The organism is Fischerella sp. JS2 (assembly GCF_032393985.1).
In the GTDB taxonomy this organism is placed as follows: domain Bacteria; phylum Cyanobacteriota; class Cyanobacteriia; order Cyanobacteriales; family Nostocaceae; genus Fischerella.
Map to the genome: position 1 here is coordinate 824149 of NZ_CP135918.1, position 22322 is coordinate 846470.

The following is a 22322-nucleotide window of genomic DNA, read 5'->3' on the forward strand; positions in this document are numbered from 1 at the left end:
TTCCCTAGCCTGTACAAACAAGAAACGATCGCTTGGGTAAGGGTTTCTAGGACTTCACCCTCAAGTTAGACGAGCTATGCATTGTGCTTATCTAGATAATAAGGATATATGATGTTTTTTTAACTGTATTGTTACCGATTGACCAATTCAAAGAATTTTCTAAGGAGTACCTTACTAGCTTGTCAAGTAGCTTTAGTGGTAATTTATTGAAAATTGGCATCAGTGATTTTTTGATTGGTGTTTTTAAAGTGTTCATACCGAGATTTTCCTTGAAATGGGAGAAAAAGTTTAGTATTATATGATCTTGTTTACAAAAACTTTAATTTTTGTGGGATTTACTAATGAGATACCCCAATTTACCCTATGTTGGAGGGGATATTCACTAAGAATACATTCGTTTATTATAAATTTTTATTCTTTTTGCAGATATTTCATTAACAGACCTCTTGCAAAAATAAAAATAACCCCTCCTTAACCCTCCCATTTCAGGGAGGGAGTAAGATTTATTACCACCTTGCGCAGTAATTGAGAGGGTTAGTTGGAGTAATTGAGAGGGTTAGTTAGACTTTTGCAAGAGATTTATTTGGCAGCCAGGGAGACAAGGAGGACAAGACAAGGGAAATGGTATAAGCGCAGTCTGTAGGTACTTCACATGGTTTAGAGAAGCGATCGCAATATTCTTACCTGTATAGCAAAGACGCGAAGTTTCGCGTCTTTACATAAACAAAACAATATTTTTATTTTGCTTTTATTTGGCGCTACTTTAATTACCCAACAGCTGTCAAGGTTTTAGACGAAGCGAAATAAGCATTTTGCTCAGTTCTAAGTTTGTCACAAAGTCTACCTTCTGGCAACTCCACATCATCGTAAGTCAGGACTTGATCTTTAGGAATATCTCGTTTGAGACGGCATCCTTCAGCTAAACCCATTGGTAAGAGATTTTGCTGTTGAACTACATGAGAGTTTTCACACTGTCCATAGGTCATGTAATAACCAATGCCATCCAAGGTTTCACCTGCTTTTAGGTCTATTTTGGCATTGGTGACAACATCAACAATGGGAGCGCCTAAGGGACTTAAGACATAATCTTGGAACAGAACAGCCCGAGCCACGGACAACGGCACCTCAAAGTGACAGAGGTGGTAAGGAGTATAGAAGCTATATAGAGGCCCTTCACCTAATTTGTACAAGTTGAGGTAATGACGTTGCTTGGGATCATCGTGAGTCGCAAATACAAATACTCCTGGACCTGGCTTTGCACCAACTACATAATCAACGATACCGCCAAGTTCCTTAAGTTGGTCAACGTCATACATTTTGGTCATTTCATCGACATGACCATCAAAGCTGTATCCCAGCATTCCCCGCTTAGCAACCTTCATGCCTGTACCGTTGGCAACGATCGCCTGCTCAAAGGAAATTTTTGTGCCGTCGGCGAAGCTAGTAACCATGTGGGCTTTTTGCCCCCAACGCTTGGCAAATGCTTCTTGGGTAGTGGGGTTACGATAAGGATCTTGTAAGCCCTTAATATTACCACACAACAGAGGAGTCAGACCAATACTTTTCACAAAGCGGTAGAGGTTCATTTGTACCCCTGGCTGGTCGCCATCGCAGGCGGTGAGAATCACACCAGCTTTGTCAGCGTAAACTTTCAAAATTGCGCCCACCGTGCCATCAAGTTCCGCATTCATCATAATCACATGTTTACGATGGGCGATCGCTTCCATGATTACATGAGCGCCAAACTCCACAGCGCCAGTAACTTCTATTAAGGCATCAATACCTTCGGCGCGGCAAAGTAACATTGCATCTTCGGTGACTGTATAGCCTCCATTCGCGATCGCATCTTCTAATTCCGTCACAGTATTCGCGACTTGAAAATTTTCAATACCTGCTTCTGAATAAGCCCGCTTCGCTGCATCAATGTTGCGGTTGGAGATAGCTACTAACTCCATACCAGGAACAGAGTTAGCAATTTGATTAGCAATTCCCCGACCCATAAAACCTGCACCAATCATACCTACTTTTACGGGGTTACCTGCTTCTGCACGAGCAGCTAAAGCGCGATCAACAATAATCATTACCTAAACTCCTTGCTAATCCTTTTGTATTACTTTCGCCAGATAAAAATTGGACAAAATTATGTCTGATATAACTGAAAAACTAAACAAACCAATTTTATTTAAAAAAGCAGTCACCAACAAATAACATTAAATGCATATAGAAAATCTATATGTCTATTAGTATGCATCGGTGTTGATTGGTGGTCGATTTATAAAAAATGATTGTTTGGTCAGCTGCAATTACCATCAAACATAAATTTTGTTATTTAGAACCACCAACGCTCATCATTGACATTAAAGGCCAATTCAAATCTTTTTTGGAAATTTCTGTCACTTCTAAAGGCCATTGAATGTTAAAGAAAGGATCGTCATAGCGCAAACCTCTTTCATATCCTGGAGTATAGAACTCACCAACTTGATATGTGACTTCTGCTCCATCGGTAAGTGCTTGATAGCCGTGAGCAAACATCTCTGGTACATATAAAGCACAATGATTTTCTGCGGTTAGTTCTACACCAAAATGTTGTAAAAAGGTAGGAGATTCCGGACGCATATCAATAATTACGTCATAGATAGCGCCTTTAGTGCAACGAATCAACTTTGTTTCTGCTGCTGGGGGAACTTGATAATGCATTCCCCGCAAAGTTCCTTTTTTGTGGTTAAAAGAAAGATTGCATTGAGCCACAACTGGCTTTAAACCATGTGCCTCAAATTCTTTAGCACAGAAAGTACGGGCAAAAAAACCACGGTGATCGTGTTTTTCTTCTAAATCAATAATGTATGCGTCTTTGAGTTCAGTTTTGGTGAAAATCATGAGCAACCTCGTAGAGTGAATAAAGTAGGTTAGTGGATAGTAAATTAGTAATTGACTACTGACTACCAACTAATTATGATATGTTTAATAACTTTGGTTTGGAAAAAGTATCATATCAGTAATAAAGTAGAAAGCTTTAGTCGTTTAGCCAGCAAGCCATTTGATTTGAATTGCTGAGCTAACAAATTTGCCCGATTATAGATAGGGATAGCGTATAGTCTTTCCTATACGATTTTCTAGAGATACACATAATCTAATATTTCTACAAAAAAATGATTGGTAAAATTTGCAGAACCAAGCAAAGTTATTTGATTCAGAATCTGCAAGTATTTTATCTTACCAATCAAATTATTTAGTTAATATTTAGTCCAGAAGAAATCTTGGTCAATTTGTTGTGTACGAATCAGATACTCTAGTTGCTTCAACCGAGTAAAGCCTCTAGATAAGAAAACTTCCTCAGTCATGTCAATTTTGCTAAACAAATCGAATAATTGTTTAGCGCCTAGTTGAGCATTCCAATCACACTTAAAGCCAGGTAAGATGCTATTGATTTTCTCAAAAGAAACTCGATAACTGCGGTTGTCGGCTCCTTGTTCACCAAAACTTAATTTACATCCAGGAAAGGTATCGGCAATAATTTCCGCAATTTCTTTAACTCGATAATTGTTAGCAGTATCACCGACGTTAAAAATTTGGTTGTGTACAATATCGCGAGGAGCTTCCAGAGTACAAACAATAGCCTTACAAATATCTAAGGCATGAACTAGCGGACGCCAAGGTGTACCATCGCTAGTCATTTTGATTTCTTTAGTAGTCCACGCTAGACCTGCTAAGTTATTTAAAACAATATCAAAGCGCATTCTGGGGGAAGCACCAAAGGCGGTAGCATTTCGCATAAAGGTAGGAGAGAAGTCATCATCAGCAAGTGGTTTGATATCTCGTTCTACTAGGGTTTTACATTCTGCGTAGGCTGTTTGAGGATTCACAGGAGATTCTTCAGTGACGTCTCCTTCGGTTGCTACGCCATAAACACTACAGGAAGACATGTAAACAAACCGACGTACACCTGCTTTTTTTGCTAGGTTAGCAAGACGAACTGAGCCTTTGTGATTAATATCATACGTAATATTCGGTGCTAGCTGTCCAGTTGGATCATTAGAGAGTTCCGCCATGTGAACTACTGCTTCGACACCTTGCAAGTCTTCTAAGGTGATGTGACGAATATCTTTGTTAAGGGTTTTAGCTGTTAGTTCAGTTCCGTTATATAACCAACCTACTTTATAAAAACCAGTATCTACACCGATAACTTCATGCCCTTTTTGAATTAACAAAGGAGGTAATAATGAACCGAGATAACCTTCTGTTCCTGTGACAAGAATCTTCATTGTGAAAAGTCCTTATGTGTTGATTAGATGATTTGATACGATTAGAAATAACTTAGGCGAATACAGCAAAAGGGATAAAAAATTTGGCATTGCTGAATAATTAAGATGATTGAGGCTGACACGATGACGCCCAGACCCAGTAATTAGTGTTGGCACAAATTCCAACTCGTATCCCGCAATTATGCAATGCCAAAATTTTTTGTGTCTGAGAGTCTGAGTGGTTGATAAAAAATCACCAACCTACTCTAACTTGAAGCCACTGTTACGTCTATTGGTTTGCCACCTTGCCAACCTTACGGGAATAAGCACTTATGTGACTAGGCTAATGTGGTTTGAAGATGCTGCGGTTGAGGAATTTGAGCAACTATGGCTTTACCAATTTCAATCGAAGAAGTGGCCGCTGGGGAAGGTGCATTGCATACATGGGCGGTATTTTGTCCATGAATAATCAGAAAGTCATCGACTAACTTACCGTCATTCATTAACGCTTGGGCGCGAACTCCAGCGTGGGTGGGAATTAAATCTTCTGATTGAACTTCGGGAATTAGTTTTTGCAAACTTCTAGTAAAGGCTGCTTTACTAAAGGAACGAACAATTTCTTTGATTCCTTCATCAGCGTGTTTAGCTGCTAGTTTCCAAAAACCAGGATAGGTCATGACTTCAGCAAAGTCACGCCAGTCAAAGTCAGTCTTTTTATAACCTTCCCGTTTGAGACTCAAAACGGCGTTCGGTCCGGCGTGGACAGTACCATCAATCATCCGAGTGAAATGAACGCCTAAGAAAGGAAAGTCGGGATTAGGAACTGGATATATTAAACCTTTGACAAGATAGCGTTTTTCCGGTATTAACTCGTAATATTCACCCCGGAAAGGTACTATTTTAGCCTGGGGGTCTACTTTACCTAATTTAGCAATGCGATCGCTATGCAAACCAGCACAGTTAATTACAAACCGAGTTTCAAAAGTACCGTTATTTGTCTCTAGTACTTGATTATTACCACTGGGAACTATTTTTTCAACTTTTGTGTTGAGTCGTAATTCTCCTCCTTGTTGAGCAATTATTTCCGCATACTTGAGACAAACTTGCTTATAGTTAGCAATACCTGTAGAATATACGTAAATTCCACCGACACAGGTAACATGAGGTTCAAATTCTTTGACTTCTTCGGGGCTAATTCTCTTAACTTTAATGCCGTTTTCTAAACCACGCTTGTATAAATTTTCTAAGCCTGGTAATTCGCTTTCATTGGTAGCAACTATTACCTTGCCACAAACTTCATAATCAATCCTATGTTCTTGACAAAATTCCACCATAGATTGACAACCATCACGGCAGAATTTCGCTTTAAAACTCCCTGGTTTATAGTAAATACCAGAGTGAATGACACCACTATTGTTACCAGTTTGATGAAAAGCCCATTGCTTTTCTTTTTCCAATACTAGAATCTTGGCTTTAGGATAGGTTTTGCTTAAGGCCATACCGGTGGAAAGACCAACAATGCCTCCACCTATAATTGCAAAATCGTACATTGGTATTTTCTGAATTATGGATTATGAATTATGAATTGATTTTTGTTCATAGTTGAGATCATCTACCATATTTTCCAAGGCGCTTTGTTCTTATTCCATAAATCTTCTAAATAATTTTTATCTCTGAGGGTATCCATTGGCTGCCAAAAGCCGTCATGTTTAAAAGCAGACAACTGTTCCATCTCAGCCAGTTTTTCTAATGGTTGTTTTTCCCACACCGTAGAATCATCAGCAATAAAGTTGATGACTTCTGGTTCTAATACAAAAAAACCACCATTAATCCAAGCACCATCACCTTCTGGTTTTTCATGGAAACTGGTGATTTTGGTTTGTTCGCTTCCCAAAACAATTGCACCAAATCGTCCAGGTGGTTGTACAGCAGTGAGTGTTCCTAAAGTTTTTTGTTCTTTATGGAATTTGATTAATTCTGTAATATTTACATTACTGACACCGTCACCGTAGGTGAAGCAAAAAGTTTCATTACCTATATGTTCTCTGACTCGCTTTAATCTACCACCAGTCATGGTGTTATCACCTGTATTTACCAAAGTGACACGCCAAGGTTCAGCATTACCCAAATGTACATTCATTTGATTAAAGCGCATGTCAAATGTCACATCTGACATGTGTAAAAAGTAATTAGCAAAATATTCTTTAATTACGTATCCTTTATAACCACAGCAAATAATGAAATCATTAATACCATGAGCAGAGTAGATTTTCATGATATGCCACAATATTGGCTTACCACCAATTTCCACCATAGGCTTAGGTTTGATGCTGGTTTCTTCGCTAATGCGCGTACCAAGTCCTCCAGCCAAAATTACTGCTTTCATGCAATAGCCTCTAAAGTTTTAGGTAGATGAATTTTAGATATTCAAACGTTTCCCAGTGAAGACAAAGCATTATTTATTGCTGTTTTTCTCAGTATACAATCTAACCGTATTTTGTTAGATAAGTATGAAGGTCAGGTAAATTAACTGCTTGTATGTGTAAAAAAATGGAAAAGCTCGTAGCTATCAGGACAAATTATATTTTTGAATAAAATCCCCATAAAAACATAAAATGTCTAGCCTAAAATAGTAAAAATTAATGCATATTTGAAGAGTCTAGATAGGCTAAAATAAATAGATTACTTTCTGTATTTCTGTTTTTTATATAACATTTGGATAGTTGCCTACAATATTATGTTTTGCTTTTGGTCATTGGTTTTTCCTTTACCAATTACCAGCCTACGCGACAATATTAAGTATTCCAGCGAATATAAGATTAATAGGATTAAGGTAGTCATAAAAACCACAGATTAGCTAAAAGCCCAAATTTTTTAAGCTTAATAGCTGAATAATATAGCTGCCGTTTGTATAGAAAAAACTTTCCTCTCTCTAAATCCAAATCGGCTGCTATTTTATATTATTTTTGAAGTTGTTATTAACGAGCTTTCTGGGAAAAAGTTGCATTCTGGAACATAGTGTCACATTTATTTTCAACAACTATGCAAATGCTGCTTAGTGCTTGTTGATAACTTTCCTCGTCATCTTGCTCAAGAGAAATTTTTGCAGCCATTTGTAAATCTTCTACTGCTTTGCTTTGCTGGGAGCGAGATTCGTTCCCACCATACTGAGCAAGTTCATGGTAGACAATTCCTCGCTTCAGATAAACTTTTGACAATCGCGGATTGATGTTTAATGCTCTGCTAAAGTCAGAAATTGCTTTGGTGTATTCTTGTTCAAAGTTGCTGCTATATTGGGCAATTTGATAGCGGACAAGTCCTAACTGATAATGAGCTTCTGCTCTGGATGGATTGAGATTAATTGCTTGGTTAAAATCAGCGATCGCTTTTTGATAATCTAGCTGCGAGTCACCGCTATATTTGGCCTTTTGAGCGCGGACAATACCCCTTCTGATATAAGCTTCAACTTCGTTAGGATTTAAACGCAGGGCACTATTAAAATCAGCAAGGGCTAAATTATAGTTTTTATCTTGGTCGGTGCTATATTCAGCTTGCATGTAATAAACATTGCCACGATTAACATAAGCTTTTACTTCTTTGGGGTTTATTTTAATTGCTTGATTGTAATCAGCGATCGCGGCGTCGTAATCTTTGAGATTGTAATGAGCATTCCCCCGGTTGACAAAGGCTTTGGCGTGTTGAGGTTGCTGCTTAATTGCGAGGGTAAAGTTTTCAATTGCTTGATCATATTTTTTGACTTTGTAAGCAGCATGACCCTGTTTGTAGTAATCAGCAAAACTCAAATTCAGATGATTGTCACGCGACTCAATCAAACTTTGTTGAGCTAAAGAATCTTTACGTAGATAACTACTGGTTAAATCATTGGTTAAGTCCAAATAAAAGAACGTACCAATGCCAAGCAAGGCAAAAATAACAGAATATAACCCAGCCTTATTAGATGATTTATAAACACGAACCTTACGTGGAGGTATTGGAGTGTAATAGTTATGTTGCTGGAATGAAATCGCTGCTGTTTGGGGAAAACGACGAGTATCGGAAGTACGCCTTCTAGTGGTAATGCGGGGTTTGAGGTGTTCTCTTGTAGCAATTACCTGTGGAGATGGGAAGGGGTCACGTCCACCTAATCGCAGGCTACGTTCACACCAGGGACAAATTTCTAGGTGATTGCTGTAACGGTGTTGGGGATTAGTGCTACAGCTAATCAAAGCATCTTCAGCTTCCGCTAAGGCCAATACCCAACTTTGAGCGCTGGGACGTAACAGAGGGTTGCTATGACCGTCTTCAAAACAACGCAGGAATAGTTCTTGCAAGCTGGGGTGAAGAATTTTCCAAGGAGGAGCAATTGGGGTGGGTACGTAGGGTATGCTGCGGTTTTGGCTGTAGGTAAAATGACCAGCTGCGATGCGTGCTTCGTAGGGTGGTGGTTCACCTGCGCCTTGGTAGATCCCAGAAAATGGATGAGTACCTTCCATCAACAGTTGAAAGATTAGCACTGCTAAACCAAATAAATCATGGGGAACAGCGCGATCGCACTTGGCAAAGGTTTTATTCTGTAGTTCTGGGGGGGTAAATTCTGGTTTACCAACGGGACAACGATGCACGAAATCATGATCCGGGTCGTAAACTTGGAATGAGTCTGTGTCCACAACTGTAACTAAAGCTGTGTCACTGACGAGGATATTTGACTCATTTACATCACCCACACAATAGCCGCTAGCGTGTAAAGCTGCAAAGGCTGCTGCTAAGTTACGAGCAGTGCGAAGCAGGTATTGATAGCTAAATAGGGGACAGTGTTGGCGACGGGTTCTTGGGTTGTAAAAGTCGATAATCGGACGCATCCCCCGAATTCGGGGCATTAAAAAGCCGACGATGCGATCGCTACCATCTGCTGCTCTTAAAAGTTCTGTAGGCCAAGCGATGGAGATGTGTCCGAGACTAGCCGTGGGGTTTTCTGGCGGGTGATTGAGCATCACCTCCAGTTTCCGTGCTTGCACCTCAGATGGCTTGTGATAAACCTTCGCCACTGCACTGGCATCAGTTGGCACTGTATAAATACATGCTTCACCACCACGTCCTAAACTGACGGTGAGATTAAGATGAACAATTTTTTGGTTGGGAAGATAACGTAGTACCTGCATGATATATTTAATGATAGGGAAGGTGTATGTAATTTTAAATAGCAATAATATTGCTAATCGGTTAACGCCGCAATAACTAACGTTAGATCGTCGTCTGTGCGTTGGGTGATCCGGTCTGAACGCAAAAATTTCACCAGTTGCTCTTTGGCGATAATTTTATCTTCGGCACTGGCAACAAAGTCAAACAAAGGAAGAAAGAAGGGTTTGTGAGGCGCACTAACAGCCATATTCATTGCCAGCAACTGCAATCCATCAGTGAGGACGCCGATGTTGACAACTGACTGACGCCACACCTTGACCTGGACTTTTTCCATCGCGCCTGGGGAAACCAAAAAAGTGGTTTCATTCATGTATTCGCCGTTGTCAGGCATAGTTAAGGCAATCAAGTTGCCGATGCGATCCTTTGCTACTGCCACACCATCGCCTACTTGTGCCACTGCCACAATTTCTGGTGTGGCGACTAGAACAATTAGGGTGCTGGCTAAATCTTGGGGTTGTTTATTACAGGCAATAGCTTCTGCTTCTACAGCTTTTCTGGCGGCTATTATAGCGTCAGTTAAGAGCGATCGCACAAAAGCATCCTCAACCAAAGTGCGTCGGGAAACTTCTTGATGAGTACAGATGGTTGCTACTGCCGTTTCTGCTGCAACCATTGCCCCGACTTTCCCTAAAATCGCTGAACCCGCGCCATCAGCTGCTGACACCACCAAGACATTATCAGGCAATATTACAAAGTGGTGAGCGTCCTGACACAGCTGCTTGTTTTTCATATGGCTTGTACCACATACTGATGCGGCAACTACCCGCCATTGAGGTGTCTTTGTTGAAGTTTTCATAAACTAATCTTCTAACAGCTGTGTAAGTACAAAAGATGCAATCTTACATCAAACAGAACCCCAACCAATCGGAGGTAGCGCCACCTGCTCATCTACTTTAGAATGAGAAACCGCTGACATACTGGCAGATAACCAGACAAACAGCTCAACAAAGTTTAATCCCGTTAGCTTTAAGGGGGTACGCACAGCAATTTGACTTAAGCGTGCCATATTAGCATTTTCCACACCTACCGTAAAAAAAGCAACACGTTTGTTTACTTCATCGGCTTGTAGTCTTTTTGCTGCTTGGTCTACTAAGTTATCTGCTTCGCCTTGTGGTTCTCCATCAGTAATCATGAATACCCAAGGACGATAGTAAGCAATCCCATTGGCACGATACTGAGCTTTGCGTTCTTGAATCAAGTCTAAAGCTTTGTGGATACCAGCACCCATATTTGTTAATCCCTGTGCGGTTAGGATGGGGGGATTAAACTGGTCAGCGGTTACGAAGTCTTGTACGACATTGATATGGCTATCAAAAGTAACTATTGCTACTTCTACTCTTCTGGAAGCTAAGGAATTTTTAATTAACTCATCCCTAAAACTTAGTAATCCTTCATTTAGGGCATTGATTGCCATACCTTGCATTGAGCCAGAGGTATCAAGTAGTAACACGCAAGGACAACGGGGTTCTGGGTTCTCAGCAAACTCAACGACTTCATCAAGTCTTAATGTATCGGTCATAACTTTTCGTGTTATATTTAGCTTCAAACTATTATTTTCCTGGATCTCAAAGTATATAGTTTCTAGAGTTGGTAAGACTACCTAGATGTCTTTTGATTTTTGGATAGTTTACTAGTTATAAAACAATTCGCAACTGCCAAATTACGTAAATTTTTTCAAAAATACTCCCTCGGAGTTAGTGGAGAAAAAGAGAAGTTATTGAGCTTTGGCATTGTCTGTAGAAGCTTAATTTAAAATAACTTATACGTATAATTTACAGAATACAATAACTGCGTAACTGAGCTAACGGGATAATTTAAAGATTTCATGTAGAAGATTCATATTTTAGATAAAAGTAATTAAGCATTATTAGCGTTCTCATCAATATTCAGGAAATTTGTATAAAAATACAGAACCAATCAAAACAAAAATATAAAACACTTGTTCTATTACTTATACAAAATTTAACAACTCTCCTGAGAGTAGCTTTTCTAGCTTGTAAGATATACATGACAAGTCAAGAAAATATTTTTGTAAAGAAATTAGAAATAACAAGATGCAACATTTGCCGAAGAATGCGAATGCACAAGCAAACTGCTATTTTCCTGTAAATTCTCTAAGGAAATGAATAATTACGGCACATTCACAAATCTACATCCTCTAAGTTTGTTAAGACAATTATCCAACTGTTCTGACAGTACTTATTTACAAGCCTTGAGTAACTCAGTTACCTGGTCTATTTTTATTGACCAAGGCAAAATTACATTTGCTACCCATTCCATCGAACCCTTCGATAGACTCGAACGTCATTTGCGTCGCCTCAGTCATCGCATTCCTACCCTAAGTAGTGAAACTCGTGTCCAATTACGTCTACAATTTGAACCTGATTCTTATAATCAGTCCATAGAATACCATAGTTCAAATTCTGAAGAATCTATCAGTTATCAACGTCCTTCTGAATATCAAGCTATTTGCTGGTTAGTTAGTCAAAAACATCTTAACCCTACGCAAGCAGCCGTATTGATTCAAGAATTGGCAAAAGAAGTAATTGAATCCTTTTTATTAATTAAACAAGGTAATTATGAATTAAAAGAAAATCCAGAGCGAATGCCAATCATTTGTAGACTAGATGTTGGGAAACTGATAGAACGTTGTCAAGGGAGGTTGCAAGATTGGCAGTCTTTTGCACCGCATATTTCATCACCTTATCAGCGTCCATATCTGCGGGTAAAAACTCTAACCTCACAAACAAATTTACCAGAAATACAGCAAAATATAAGTGAATGGATCAAAGGTTTTAGCCTACGTCATCTCGCAGTAATTATCAACCAAGATGAAATACATGTGCTGAAAACTTTGTATCCTTACATTTTAAATGGCTCAATTTTATTACATGAACCAGACCCGCCTTTTGATAAATTACCGAAAACTTTTGAGCAGGTAATAGAAAATAATCGTATAACTGTATTAAAAAATCAAGAATTAGTAGATACATCATTAATAGAAAATAGTAATACAAAAACTCAAACAAATTCTCAACAATTAGCACACATTACTCAGGCGAGAAGAAAAAAATTACAAGAATTCACAAGTCCAATTAACATCAACTCTACTCTACAACAAGCTATTCCTGCTCCTGCAAATATCCGCAAAAAATATAAAATTATTTCTATAGATGATAGTCCAACATTTCTAAAAGAAATTAGTCGTTTTTTAGAAGAAGAAAAATTTTCTGTAGTGACAATCAGCGATCCACTCAAAGCAGTCATGGCAGTAATTAGACACAAACCAGACTTGATTTTATTGGATCTCAACATGGAAGGAATTGATGGTTATGAATTATGTCGCATTATCCGTAATAACTCCATGTTTAAAGAGACTCCGATTGTGATGGTTACAGGTAGCAAGGGAATTATAGATAAAGTTAGAGCTAGATTTGTAGGTGCATCGGGATATTTAACTAAACCATTTACGCGTGCAGATTTACTCAAAATGGTGTTTATGCATTTGACTTGAAGCACAAAATTATAGAGAACGCACTCTTGTTGAGGAAAAGATATAAAGATAATTTGATTTTGATGGTTATACCTTGACAAGGCTAGCATTACCCACTTTCAAAACTAAACTTACATAATCAGATTGGTATCAAATAAATTTGGAACTGATAGCTTAAGTCTACTTTAGTAAACTTATCTTTGATTGAGCCATCTACATTAGATGAAAAATCGAATCAACACAGATATCACAGATATACACTGATGTAGACGTGCAAGTAGCTCCCGAAGGCTACACAGATGGATCATGAGTTTGCTCCTGATTTGCTCCTCGATCGCCAGGATTTACGTAAAAACTCCCCAAAATATCTTCATTTCCCCCACACCCATTTTTCAAATCAAACGCAATTGCTTTTGCTAATGGATGAGGAATCCTGTCGATTAATTCTAAAATAGTCTTTGCATTCTGAATTTCAGATCTGATTTCGCACAAGCACACATTCCATGCGTATTTCTCTTAAATGGCTGCGGGAACTAGTTGAGGTAAAACTAGCAAGCGAAGAATTAGCTCAAACCTTGACAATGGCAGGGTTTGAGGTAGAAGATATTGAAGATCGCCGCACTTGGGCTAATGGTGTTGTGATTGGGAGAGTGCTTGAGCGCCAACCCCATCCCAATGCTGATAAATTAAGTGTTTGTCAAGTTGATATCGGTACAGGAGAAACTCTAAATATTGTCTGTGGCGCCCCCAATGTCCGGGCAGATATTTATGTACCAGTTGCTACAGTAGGTACTTATCTACCAAATATTGATTTAAAAATTAAACCTGCAAAACTGCGTGGCGTCCCATCTAATGGCATGATTTGTTCTTTAAAAGAACTGGGTTTGCCAAGCGATGTAGACGGAATTCATATTTTTACCCAAGAGAATCTGCAATTGGGTAGTGATGTGCGTCCGTTGTTGGGTTTGGATGACGTCATTTTGGATGTGACTGCTACTGCTAACCGTGCTGATGCTTTAAGTATGGTGGGTATAGCGCGGGAAGTTGCAGCGCTGACGGGTGCAAAACTGACGATTCCTGAACCTGGTGAAGTTTCGGTTTCCCAAGGTGCAGGAAATTTAGCTATTAAAGTAGCTGATACGCAAGCTTGCCCTACCTATATTGGTACAGTAATTGAACAGGTAAAAATTGCCCCTTCTCCTGATTGGTTACAACAGCGTTTGCGGGCTGCGGGAGTTAGACCAATTAATAATGTAGTGGACATTACTAATTATGTATTGTTGGAATGGGGACAGCCACTACACGCTTTTGATCGCGATCGCCTTATTTCTATAGCCAGAAGTGAAAAACTAGCTATTGGTGTGCGTTTTGCTAACGCCGGAGAAACCCTCAAAACTCTAGACGGACAAACTCGCACCCTCTCCATCCAGAACTTGCTGATTACCGCTAACGATAAACCAGTTGCTTTAGCTGGTGTGATGGGTGGTGAAGAAAGCGAAGTCCATGAAGGTACGCAAAATCTGATACTAGAAGCAGCTTTGTTTGATTCCGTAGTCATTCGCCGTTCTTCTCGCAGTGTGGGGTTAAGAAGTGAATCTTCATCTCGATACGAACGGGGTATAAATAGTGCAGGCTTGGAAATAGCTACACGCCGCGCCTTAACTCTGATTACCGAACTTACCCAAGGAAGTCTCGTAACTCAGGAAATTTCGGATAGCCGCCCTGATCCATCAACTTGGACACGTTCGATTGAACTACGTTTAGATCGGGTGAATCAGGTGTTGGGGCCTGTTGATTTAGGTGAACAACCCGGAGAAATACAAGCTGAGGATGTAGAGCGTACTCTAACGGCATTAGGATGTCAACTCAAGAGTGCCGGTGAGCGCAAATGGACAGTGACAGTACCACCCTACCGTTACCGTGACTTAGAACGGGAAATTGATTTAATCGAAGAAATTGCCCGTCTCTATGGCTATAATCGTTTCTGCGACACTCTGCCAGAAAAGTCAGGAGCAGGTTATTTGCCTTTTGATGTAGACATACTGCGTCAGTTGCGGGCATGTTTCCGGGGTGAAGGATTAACAGAATTAATGCACTACTCCTTAGTGAAGCCAGGAGAAGATAGACAAATAGCATTAGCAAATCCTTTATTTGTAGAGTATTCAGCCCTACGCACAGATTTGCTTTCTGGGTTGATTGATGCTTATGTGTATAATTTAGAACAAGGCAATGGGGCGCTCAATGGATTTGAAGTTGGGCGAATTTTTTGGCAAGAAGAAAACGGCTTGCAGGAAGCAGATGCCATAGCAGGGATTTTAGGAGGCGATCGCAGATCTAGCAAGTGGACAAGTAGTGGGCGTGAGCAACCCATGACTTGGTACGAAGCCAAAGGCATCTTGGATAGTGTATTTCAGCGCCTGGGTTTGGAGGTGGAATATCAACCAGATTGCCGTGACGAGCGTTTGCATCCAGGTAGAACCGCCTCTTTGTGGATTCGGGGTAACAGATTGGGTATCTTTGGGCAGTTACATCCCCAACTGCGACACGAAAGAAGTTTGCCAGAAGCAGTTTACGTATTTCAACTAGATTTAGATGTGCTGTTGGATGCACTAGATCAAGATGAAATCATCGTACCTACTTTTAAACCTTATTCTACCTATCCAGCTACAGATAGAGATATTGCATTCTTTGCACCTGTGAAAGTGACAGTTGCCGAAATTGAAAAAGCAATTACTAAAGCAGGTAAAGATTTACTCGAATCTGTGGAACTATTTGATGAATACCGGGGCGAACATGTACCGCAAGGACAACGGAGTTTAGCATTCCGCCTCATTTATCGAGCTAGCGATCGCACTCTCACTGATGCAGAAGTTGAACCCGTGCATCAAAAAGTCCGTGATACATTGGTCGAAAAATTTGGTGTTGCTTTGAGAAGTTAATTATTAGTTAGTGGTTAGTGGTTAGTGGATAGTGGTTGATGGCTAATAACAACGATCAATTACCAATCACCCATTACCAATTAGCAATTAGCAATTACCCATTACCTACTAACTACTAACAATCTTTGGAATAGAAAAAATATGACTAAATACATCATGTGGGGAACTTACTGTGAAGATGTCCTTGAGAAACGTGCCCCTTATCGTCAAGCTCATCTAGATGGATTAGCAAAACAAAAAGAATCTGGTGTACTAATTACTATTGGCCCCACCAAAGATTTAACAAAAGTTTTTGGTATTTACGAAGCTGACAACGAAGATGCTGTGCGTCAATTGGTAGAAAATGATCCTTATTGGCAAAACGGAATTTGGACTGAATACTCTATCAAAGAGTGGATTCAGGCATTTTAGATATTATGGCAAAAGGTAGTAGACAGGGCTGTATTCCTAAAAATACAAAAGATGCAGGAACAAATAATGTCTAAATTTCTTCTACTACCTCAGTTTTTTGTACGGTTATCATGAAAGATTTCTCATGCAAAAAAACTTGCTATTGCCTAGACTAAAAGTATGGTCAAACAAAACTGTCTCAACTTTGACTGTTTGTAAATCACTAAATATTGAGTTGAGAAGGTAGGTCTATGAACAAAATTTTTAAACGCACAGTTTTACCCGGCTTATTGGCTACAAGTTTAGTAGGTGCTAGTTTTGTTCCTGCTAAACCTGCTGCTGCTGATGAGTACATACTACAAGACATTGGTATTGGAGCCGGCGCTGGTGTAGTCTCTGGCGCTATTAGAGGACGTGGTTCTGTCGTCAACAATGCCATCAAGGGGGCGGCGTCTGGGGCTGCTGTCAACGCCGTTCATGGTACTAGACGTCAGTACAAAAACCGTCAAAACCGTAACGTGGTTCAAGATGTTGGAGTCGGCGCAGCTGCGGGTGCAGTAACTGGCACAATCCTTCGTGGTAACACCAGACATGTTGTTGGTGATGCCATTGATGGTGCAGCCGCAGGTGGAGCAATCAATGTCCTCACTAATGGCAAAAGGCAGTAATTCAAAAATTACATACTTAAAGTAGGGGCGCACAGCCGTGCGCTCCACAAAATTTCTCTGTTTTCGGCAACGGTAAACACTACATAATTCAAATTGGTGTTAGTATTCTTCTGGTGCTGGTAGAGGGAATCTTTCACCAGCTAAATAAGCATCTAAATTTTGTTGGAAGTAAAGCCAAGAAGTCATGTCTTCGACATCTAAAAAGGATTTCGGAGCATTTTTGTATAGAGGAACACGAGTATTAATTTCGTCTTTGAGTAGTTGCGGTAATTCGTCGAGGCCTTTGACTTTGCTACCATAAGCACTGTAGATGAGATAACCAGAGCGATCGCCCATTTTCATCCAAGGTAGCCATTGGCCAATCCTATCCCAACTCAGTCTCAGTTGAAAAACCGAAGGTAATTCCAAATTGAATAAATCTGTGGTGGGAACAGTAATTTTAAATAACTCTGCGGCTTGATAAGTGGGTTGGGGACTATATTGAGCTAATTTCTCATCTTCTAGTAAGGGGTTGGGATAAGTAGGAAAGATATCAAATACAAAAGTTGTACTCTCATCATCTACTTGGGCTGGAAACTTGCCTTTAAAATGACCTTGCACTGGGTTATTCGCAACGTGCATTACTGGAACTGTTTCCCCCGTCCAGGGATTATCCCATGTATGCAAAATCTCTTCTGTTTCGGGATTGAGGTAATAAGTCAATTCTCTAGAGGTAAAATCCCAGCAACCCGCTTCAGTGGAAATACATCTGCTCACACTCATGCCAACCATTTTAAATAAGAGTGTGCGTTTTTCACCTGGAACAAAAGCGTATATTTTACCTGTCCAGCTTAAAAAGCTTGATTCAGCAGGATCAAGTGAAGAGCGAGTTTTCACCCAGTATGAGGCTTCTAATTCTTGATTTTGGGCAACCATTTTGTGGCTCCTGACTACTTATTAAACAATACCTTTTTAGGTGAAGGTTTTGTTCCAGAAGACTTTTGGGTACAACTTGAGTGTTTTTAAACGCACCAGGGACGCAAAGGTAAGCGCAGAGAGAAGTTTGTAGACGCGCTTTGCGCGGCTTCCCGAAGGGTGCGGAGGTTTCCTCCGTTAGCGTAAGATCCTCGCGATAGCGAGGCTCAAAGCTTCGGTGGGGTCGCAGAGTTTCGGATGTTAACTAATTTTTTGTCTAATATCTGACTAAGTTAGTTCGATAAACTCAAGCTCAACTGTTGAGGCTGAATTGATATTTTTTCTTGGATGTTGATAATTAGTTATAATTAATTCTTTTCCTTTGGCTGCTTCACTCTGCTTGTAGTTATTCATTCCATACTGTAATTCCCATGCACAGATATTCTTTGATTTAAAATTATCTCTGATTGTGGGAGAATCATCATAAGTTATCAGCCAATTATGATGGCATTGTTGCACTATTTCAGCAAATTTTTGATGGTTAAAACAAGTGTGTAAGTTTCCAGCTTTACCATAAAGTTTTGATTTAGTAGCAACAAAATAAGGAGGATCTAAAAACAGAAATACTTCTTCTCCTTCTGGGATTAAAAGGTCACTGTAATCTAAATTAGTAATTTTAACGTCATTTGTTAAAATATTTTCTAATTTTTCTAAACTTTCAATTGATGAGTAAGTAAATCTTTTATGAAAAGCTTCTTGTGAAAATCCACCTGATTCAATAGTGCCAGAAAAGGTAATTCTATTGAGGACAAAAAAACGTACCGCCCTGTCAAGTTCAGTTAAATTATTTGTAGATTCTATGCTGATCAATTCTTGAAATAATAATCTACCGTCTGTATATTTATCTTTTATCAGACAGACTTCTTGAACTAGCTGAGGTAAATTTGTTTGAGCAACTTTCCAAAAACAGTATAGTTCAGGGTTTAAATCGTTAATCCAAAATTTCTGGTTTGGAAACTTTTGTTTTAGGTATATAAATACAGAACCACCACCTATAAAAGGTTCTCGAAATTCCGAAAAATTATCTGGTAAGTACTCAGCAATTTTATTTAGTGCTTTGGACTTGCCACCAGGGTAACGTAGCGGGCTTTTCAACATAAAATATTATCAGTAAATTTTTAACTCTTGGAAAAACCGCTTGAGTTTATTCGCATCCAATTTACCATCACTGCGAACCCCACTACACACATCTAATCCAAATGGGCCGACTTGTTGAACAGCCAAAGCTACATTTTCAGGTTTTAATCCTCCTGCTAAGAAGATTGGTACGTTTAGTTTTTTACGAATTATGGCGCTTAAATTCCAGTTATGGATGCGTCCTGTCCCCCCCAATTCTTTCACCAATAATGATTGGTTGCCAGAGTCTAGAAGAATCGCATCTACATAAGTTGCGACAGCGATCGCTTCTTGGATAGATTCTTCGGTACTCACATGAATAACTTGCACTATCGAGATTCCAGGCAAAGACTGGCGGATGTCTTGGTAAGTTCCAGATGCTAAGCGATCGCATATCTGCACAGTATTTGTACCGCAGTATCTTGATTGCTCTATAATTTCCTGGGCATCTTGGCTAGAAGTTAACAAAAAGGTAGCTATTGGTGGTGGAACTGAAGCGGCAATTTCTGCGATTTTCTCAAAAGTGAGAATACCAGGGCCACTAGGCATTTTTGAAACTAAACCAAGAGCAGATGCACCGCAATTAATAGCAGTCCATGCTTCCTCAATGCTGTTGATACAGCAAATCTTGACTCTTGGTATTTTTGTTCTTTCCATTGTTCCAATTGACGTTTAAAATTATGTTACGCCTAATGTGAATTAAAACTATGGCAAAAATCATGTTTTTAGAATCGTAGACGCGCTCATAGGCTTCGGTGCAGGGTACACAGATGAACACAGATACACACCGATAATCTATCTGTGTTCATCCGTGTTCATCGGTGTTCGTTAACCAAATCAAACTCTGGACACTTGCCAAAAACCCTTATATTGCTTTTTCAATTCACGTTAGGCGTAATTATGTTTTAAAAAATGACCGCTGATGTACACAGATACACACTGATGAATACAGATAAATTTACAGGGATGCGGCTATGTCATCTGTTAATGTTATTCAAACACAAACAAATACTTGGTTTTATATGGTTTCTCTCCTGTCTTCTTTATTGTCAAAATGACGAAATAGAAAAATCCAAATCGGTAGAAAACTATTAATAGCGATTAGTCGCACAACATGGCCGGCTGTCACAATTTCTACATTATGATCTAGTGTCAAAGCAACTAAGATAATTTCCGCAGATCCTCCAGGTGCTGTTACTAACAGACAAGTTAGCCAGTCCCAAGACGTTAATTGCATGGCAAGCAAAGTCGCGGCTACCCCAGCAGCAAGAGTCATCGCGACTGAAATGATAGCGTATCCTATAGTTCGTTTTGGGAAAGCAGGTTTTTCACCCCAATACTCACCGATAGTAATTCCCAGCAACATTTGACCGAGTAACTTGATTACAACTGGTGGGGTAAACGAGATATCATCTACAAAAGATAGCCAATTGAGAATAGGATTAAATGCTATTCCTACTAGTAATGATGCAAAAAAAGGGGCAGCAGGAACTTTCAGTAATTTCGTTATATAAACTGCTAATGCGCTGATAACCAACACCAATAAGAGTAACTCAAAAGAGTATGACTCGACAGTAGAGGATATCGGTGATTGAACTGAGGTATGATTTGTGGCTTTAGCAATTAAGGGTATGAGAAAAACTACGCTTGTTACCCGCAGTGCCTGTACTAATGCTACCAAAGTGACATTTTTATTGTAATCTGCGGCGATAGCTGACATTACCCCTACACCGCCAGGAACTGTAGCTAGCATTGCTGTCAAAAGATTGGTTTTGCTCAAACTGGAATAAATGTAGCCAATGCAACCTCCACATAATAGTAAAAACAAGGTGAGGCAAACAAAAACTGGAACACCAGCACTAATACTAGCTAAATTAGCATGGGCATTAGAAGTGCCGATAGTTATGCCCACTAATACCATTCCAATCTCTCTAGCAGTCCGGTTAGGTTTAGGCAAATAGTTATAAATAACTCGGGATGTCTGGAATATCGCTGCACCAGAAATAATTCCGCCAAAAATCCAAGAAATACCACCAAAATTGAAGCGAAACAAAGCTAAACCAAAGGGTATTGCCAAAAGTAGTTCTGCTATCAGGATCTGGAGTTGCTTAATAAATAGCTGTTGTTGGCTAACAATGGGATTCGTTGTCGTACTATCTTTCTGATGAGGAACAACAATTAAATTTTGATTCATTAAAAAGTGTTTCTTAAATCGACTAGTAACCAAACTAGCGCGATCGTACAATACATGCATCTGTGAAAATTGTTATTTGTTGGTTGTTGGTTGTTGGTTGTTTGTTGGTTTTCTCCCGTGTCCCCCTTATCTTCCTCACCCCTCAGACTCCACCCTTACCTTAAGCCGCTACGTGTCTACACACTCCCCACACCCCTCACACTCCCTTCCCCATGCCAAACTGCTGCTCAAGTTGCAAATACTTAGGAACATCCATGAGTTCTTGAAAATCCTGGAAGCTAATTAACTCATGGAAGTTAGCTGTGGTTCCTTGTTCCTTCAACTGACTCAAACAAGCAGTCATTACCTTTGTGACTGCTAGTAAGGCTGTAAGTGGAAAAAACACTATCTTAAAGCCTAGTTTTTCTAACTCGGAGGCAGAAAGTGAAGGAGTTTTGCCACCTTCAACAATATTGGCTACCAAAGGCACATCACCAAAATTAGAAGCTATAGTTTGCAGTTCCTCCACAGATTGGGGTGCTTCTACGAATAACACATCAGCCCCAGCCTCAACGTAAGCACGACCACGCCGCATAGCTTCTTCTAATCCTAGAGGAGCGCGAGCGTCAGTGCGAGCAATGATCACCAAACTGCTATCACCCCGCGCTTGGAATGCTGCTTGAATTTTTCCGACATGTTCTTTCATCGGAATCACTCGTTTACCCTCAAAGTGACCGCACTTTTTTGGCCACTCTTGGTCTTCTAAAATTATCCCTGCCAGTCCCAACTGCACCGCATCTTGAACTGTGCGAATCACATTCAAGACATTGCCATAGCCAGTATCCATATCTGCGATTAGAGGAATGCTCACACTCTTAGCAATTCGCCCTACACTATAGAGCATTTCAGTCACACTTAGAAAACCATAGTCAGGCAGTCCAAGAGTAGATGCGGCAATACCAAAACCGCTAGTTGCTACAACATTAAAGCCTAGTTTTTCTACTAATTTAGCTCCCAAACAATCGTAAACGCCAGGAATGATCATAATACCTGGGCTCTTTAGCAAATCTCGTAGTTTTTTTCCAGAAGACATAAGTTTATATGGGGGTAGGGGAGGTGGGGAGGTGGGGAGTGTGAGGAGTAATATAG

At 39.8% G+C, this 22322-nt stretch carries 18 protein-coding genes; 4 read left to right on the top strand and 14 right to left on the bottom strand.

What is annotated here, in order from left to right; all coding sequences use genetic code 11:
* Nucleotides 1-767: 767 nt before the first annotated feature.
* From RS893_RS03500 to RS893_RS03535, 8 genes are all read right to left on the bottom strand, one after another.
* Nucleotides 768-2081 (bottom strand): NAD(P)H-dependent oxidoreductase, encoded by a 1314-nt coding sequence (locus RS893_RS03500; RefSeq protein ID WP_315789883.1) that lies wholly within the window; start codon nucleotides 2079-2081, stop codon nucleotides 768-770.
* 244 nt (nucleotides 2082-2325) lie between these two features.
* Nucleotides 2326-2877 carry a dTDP-4-dehydrorhamnose 3,5-epimerase gene (gene rfbC, locus RS893_RS03505; protein ID WP_315789884.1) on the bottom strand — a complete coding sequence of 184 codons (552 nt, stop codon included), beginning with the start codon at nucleotides 2875-2877 and terminating at the stop codon, nucleotides 2326-2328.
* 356 nt (nucleotides 2878-3233) lie between these two features.
* Nucleotides 3234-4262 (bottom strand): SDR family oxidoreductase, encoded by a 1029-nt coding sequence (locus tag RS893_RS03510; RefSeq protein ID WP_315789885.1) that lies wholly within the window; start codon nucleotides 4260-4262, stop codon nucleotides 3234-3236.
* Between the two features lie 317 nt (nucleotides 4263-4579).
* Nucleotides 4580-5791 carry an L-2-hydroxyglutarate oxidase gene (gene lhgO, locus RS893_RS03515; RefSeq protein WP_315789886.1) on the bottom strand — a complete coding sequence of 404 codons (1212 nt, stop codon included), beginning with the start codon at nucleotides 5789-5791 and terminating at the stop codon, nucleotides 4580-4582.
* A 62-nt stretch (nucleotides 5792-5853) separates the two neighbouring features.
* Nucleotides 5854-6627, bottom strand: a complete 774-nt coding sequence (gene rfbF / locus RS893_RS03520) for a glucose-1-phosphate cytidylyltransferase (protein WP_315789887.1) — start codon at nucleotides 6625-6627, stop codon at nucleotides 5854-5856.
* Nucleotides 6628-7219: 592 nt separating this feature from the next.
* Nucleotides 7220-9400 (bottom strand): tetratricopeptide repeat protein, encoded by a 2181-nt coding sequence (locus tag RS893_RS03525; protein WP_315789888.1) that lies wholly within the window; start codon nucleotides 9398-9400, stop codon nucleotides 7220-7222.
* A 53-nt stretch (nucleotides 9401-9453) separates the two neighbouring features.
* Nucleotides 9454-10236 carry a PP2C family serine/threonine-protein phosphatase gene (locus tag RS893_RS03530; protein WP_315789889.1) on the bottom strand — a complete coding sequence of 261 codons (783 nt, stop codon included), beginning with the start codon at nucleotides 10234-10236 and terminating at the stop codon, nucleotides 9454-9456.
* A 48-nt stretch (nucleotides 10237-10284) separates the two neighbouring features.
* Nucleotides 10285-10959, bottom strand: coding sequence for a vWA domain-containing protein (locus tag RS893_RS03535; protein WP_315789890.1), 675 nt, complete (start codon nucleotides 10957-10959; stop codon nucleotides 10285-10287).
* A gap of 603 nt (nucleotides 10960-11562) precedes the next feature.
* Between RS893_RS03535 and RS893_RS03540 the strand changes: the two genes are divergently transcribed.
* Complete coding sequence (locus RS893_RS03540) at nucleotides 11563-12954, top strand: response regulator (protein ID WP_315789891.1); 1392 nt, start codon at nucleotides 11563-11565, stop codon at nucleotides 12952-12954.
* Between the two features lie 270 nt (nucleotides 12955-13224).
* Here RS893_RS03540 and RS893_RS03545 read toward each other — a convergent pair whose 3' ends face one another.
* Nucleotides 13225-13425 (bottom strand): hypothetical protein, encoded by a 201-nt coding sequence (locus RS893_RS03545; RefSeq protein WP_315789892.1) that lies wholly within the window; start codon nucleotides 13423-13425, stop codon nucleotides 13225-13227.
* Between the two features lie 11 nt (nucleotides 13426-13436).
* Between RS893_RS03545 and pheT the strand changes: the two genes are divergently transcribed.
* The 3 genes from pheT to RS893_RS03560 all read left to right on the top strand — a co-directional run bounded on the left by pheT (nucleotide 13437) and on the right by RS893_RS03560 (nucleotide 16930).
* Entirely contained in the window at nucleotides 13437-15872 is a 2436-nt protein-coding gene (gene pheT, locus RS893_RS03550) for a phenylalanine--tRNA ligase subunit beta (protein WP_315789893.1), read from the top strand.
* Nucleotides 15873-16013: 141 nt separating this feature from the next.
* Nucleotides 16014-16283 carry a YciI family protein gene (locus tag RS893_RS03555; protein WP_315789894.1) on the top strand — a complete coding sequence of 90 codons (270 nt, stop codon included), beginning with the start codon at nucleotides 16014-16016 and terminating at the stop codon, nucleotides 16281-16283.
* A 230-nt stretch (nucleotides 16284-16513) separates the two neighbouring features.
* Nucleotides 16514-16930 carry a hypothetical protein gene (locus RS893_RS03560; RefSeq protein ID WP_315789895.1) on the top strand — a complete coding sequence of 139 codons (417 nt, stop codon included), beginning with the start codon at nucleotides 16514-16516 and terminating at the stop codon, nucleotides 16928-16930.
* A gap of 99 nt (nucleotides 16931-17029) precedes the next feature.
* On the opposite strand, the gene RS893_RS03565 is transcribed toward RS893_RS03560, so the two are convergent.
* The 5 genes from RS893_RS03565 to RS893_RS03585 form a co-directional block, all read right to left on the bottom strand.
* Complete coding sequence (locus RS893_RS03565; RefSeq protein ID WP_315789896.1) at nucleotides 17030-17845, bottom strand: DUF1838 domain-containing protein; 816 nt, start codon at nucleotides 17843-17845, stop codon at nucleotides 17030-17032.
* Between the two features lie 267 nt (nucleotides 17846-18112).
* Complete coding sequence (locus RS893_RS03570; protein ID WP_315789897.1) at nucleotides 18113-18982, bottom strand: DNA adenine methylase; 870 nt, start codon at nucleotides 18980-18982, stop codon at nucleotides 18113-18115.
* A 9-nt stretch (nucleotides 18983-18991) separates the two neighbouring features.
* Nucleotides 18992-19657: a phosphoribosylanthranilate isomerase gene (locus RS893_RS03575; RefSeq protein ID WP_315789898.1), complete on the bottom strand. Its 666-nt coding sequence runs from the start codon at nucleotides 19655-19657 to the stop codon at nucleotides 18992-18994.
* Between the two features lie 361 nt (nucleotides 19658-20018).
* A complete protein-coding gene (locus tag RS893_RS03580) occupies nucleotides 20019-21194 on the bottom strand; it encodes an AbrB family transcriptional regulator (RefSeq protein WP_315789899.1) in 1176 nt (391 codons plus the stop codon).
* 196 nt (nucleotides 21195-21390) lie between these two features.
* A complete protein-coding gene (locus RS893_RS03585; protein ID WP_315789900.1) occupies nucleotides 21391-22266 on the bottom strand; it encodes an oxaloacetate decarboxylase in 876 nt (291 codons plus the stop codon).
* Between the last annotated feature and the right edge of the window lie 56 nt (nucleotides 22267-22322).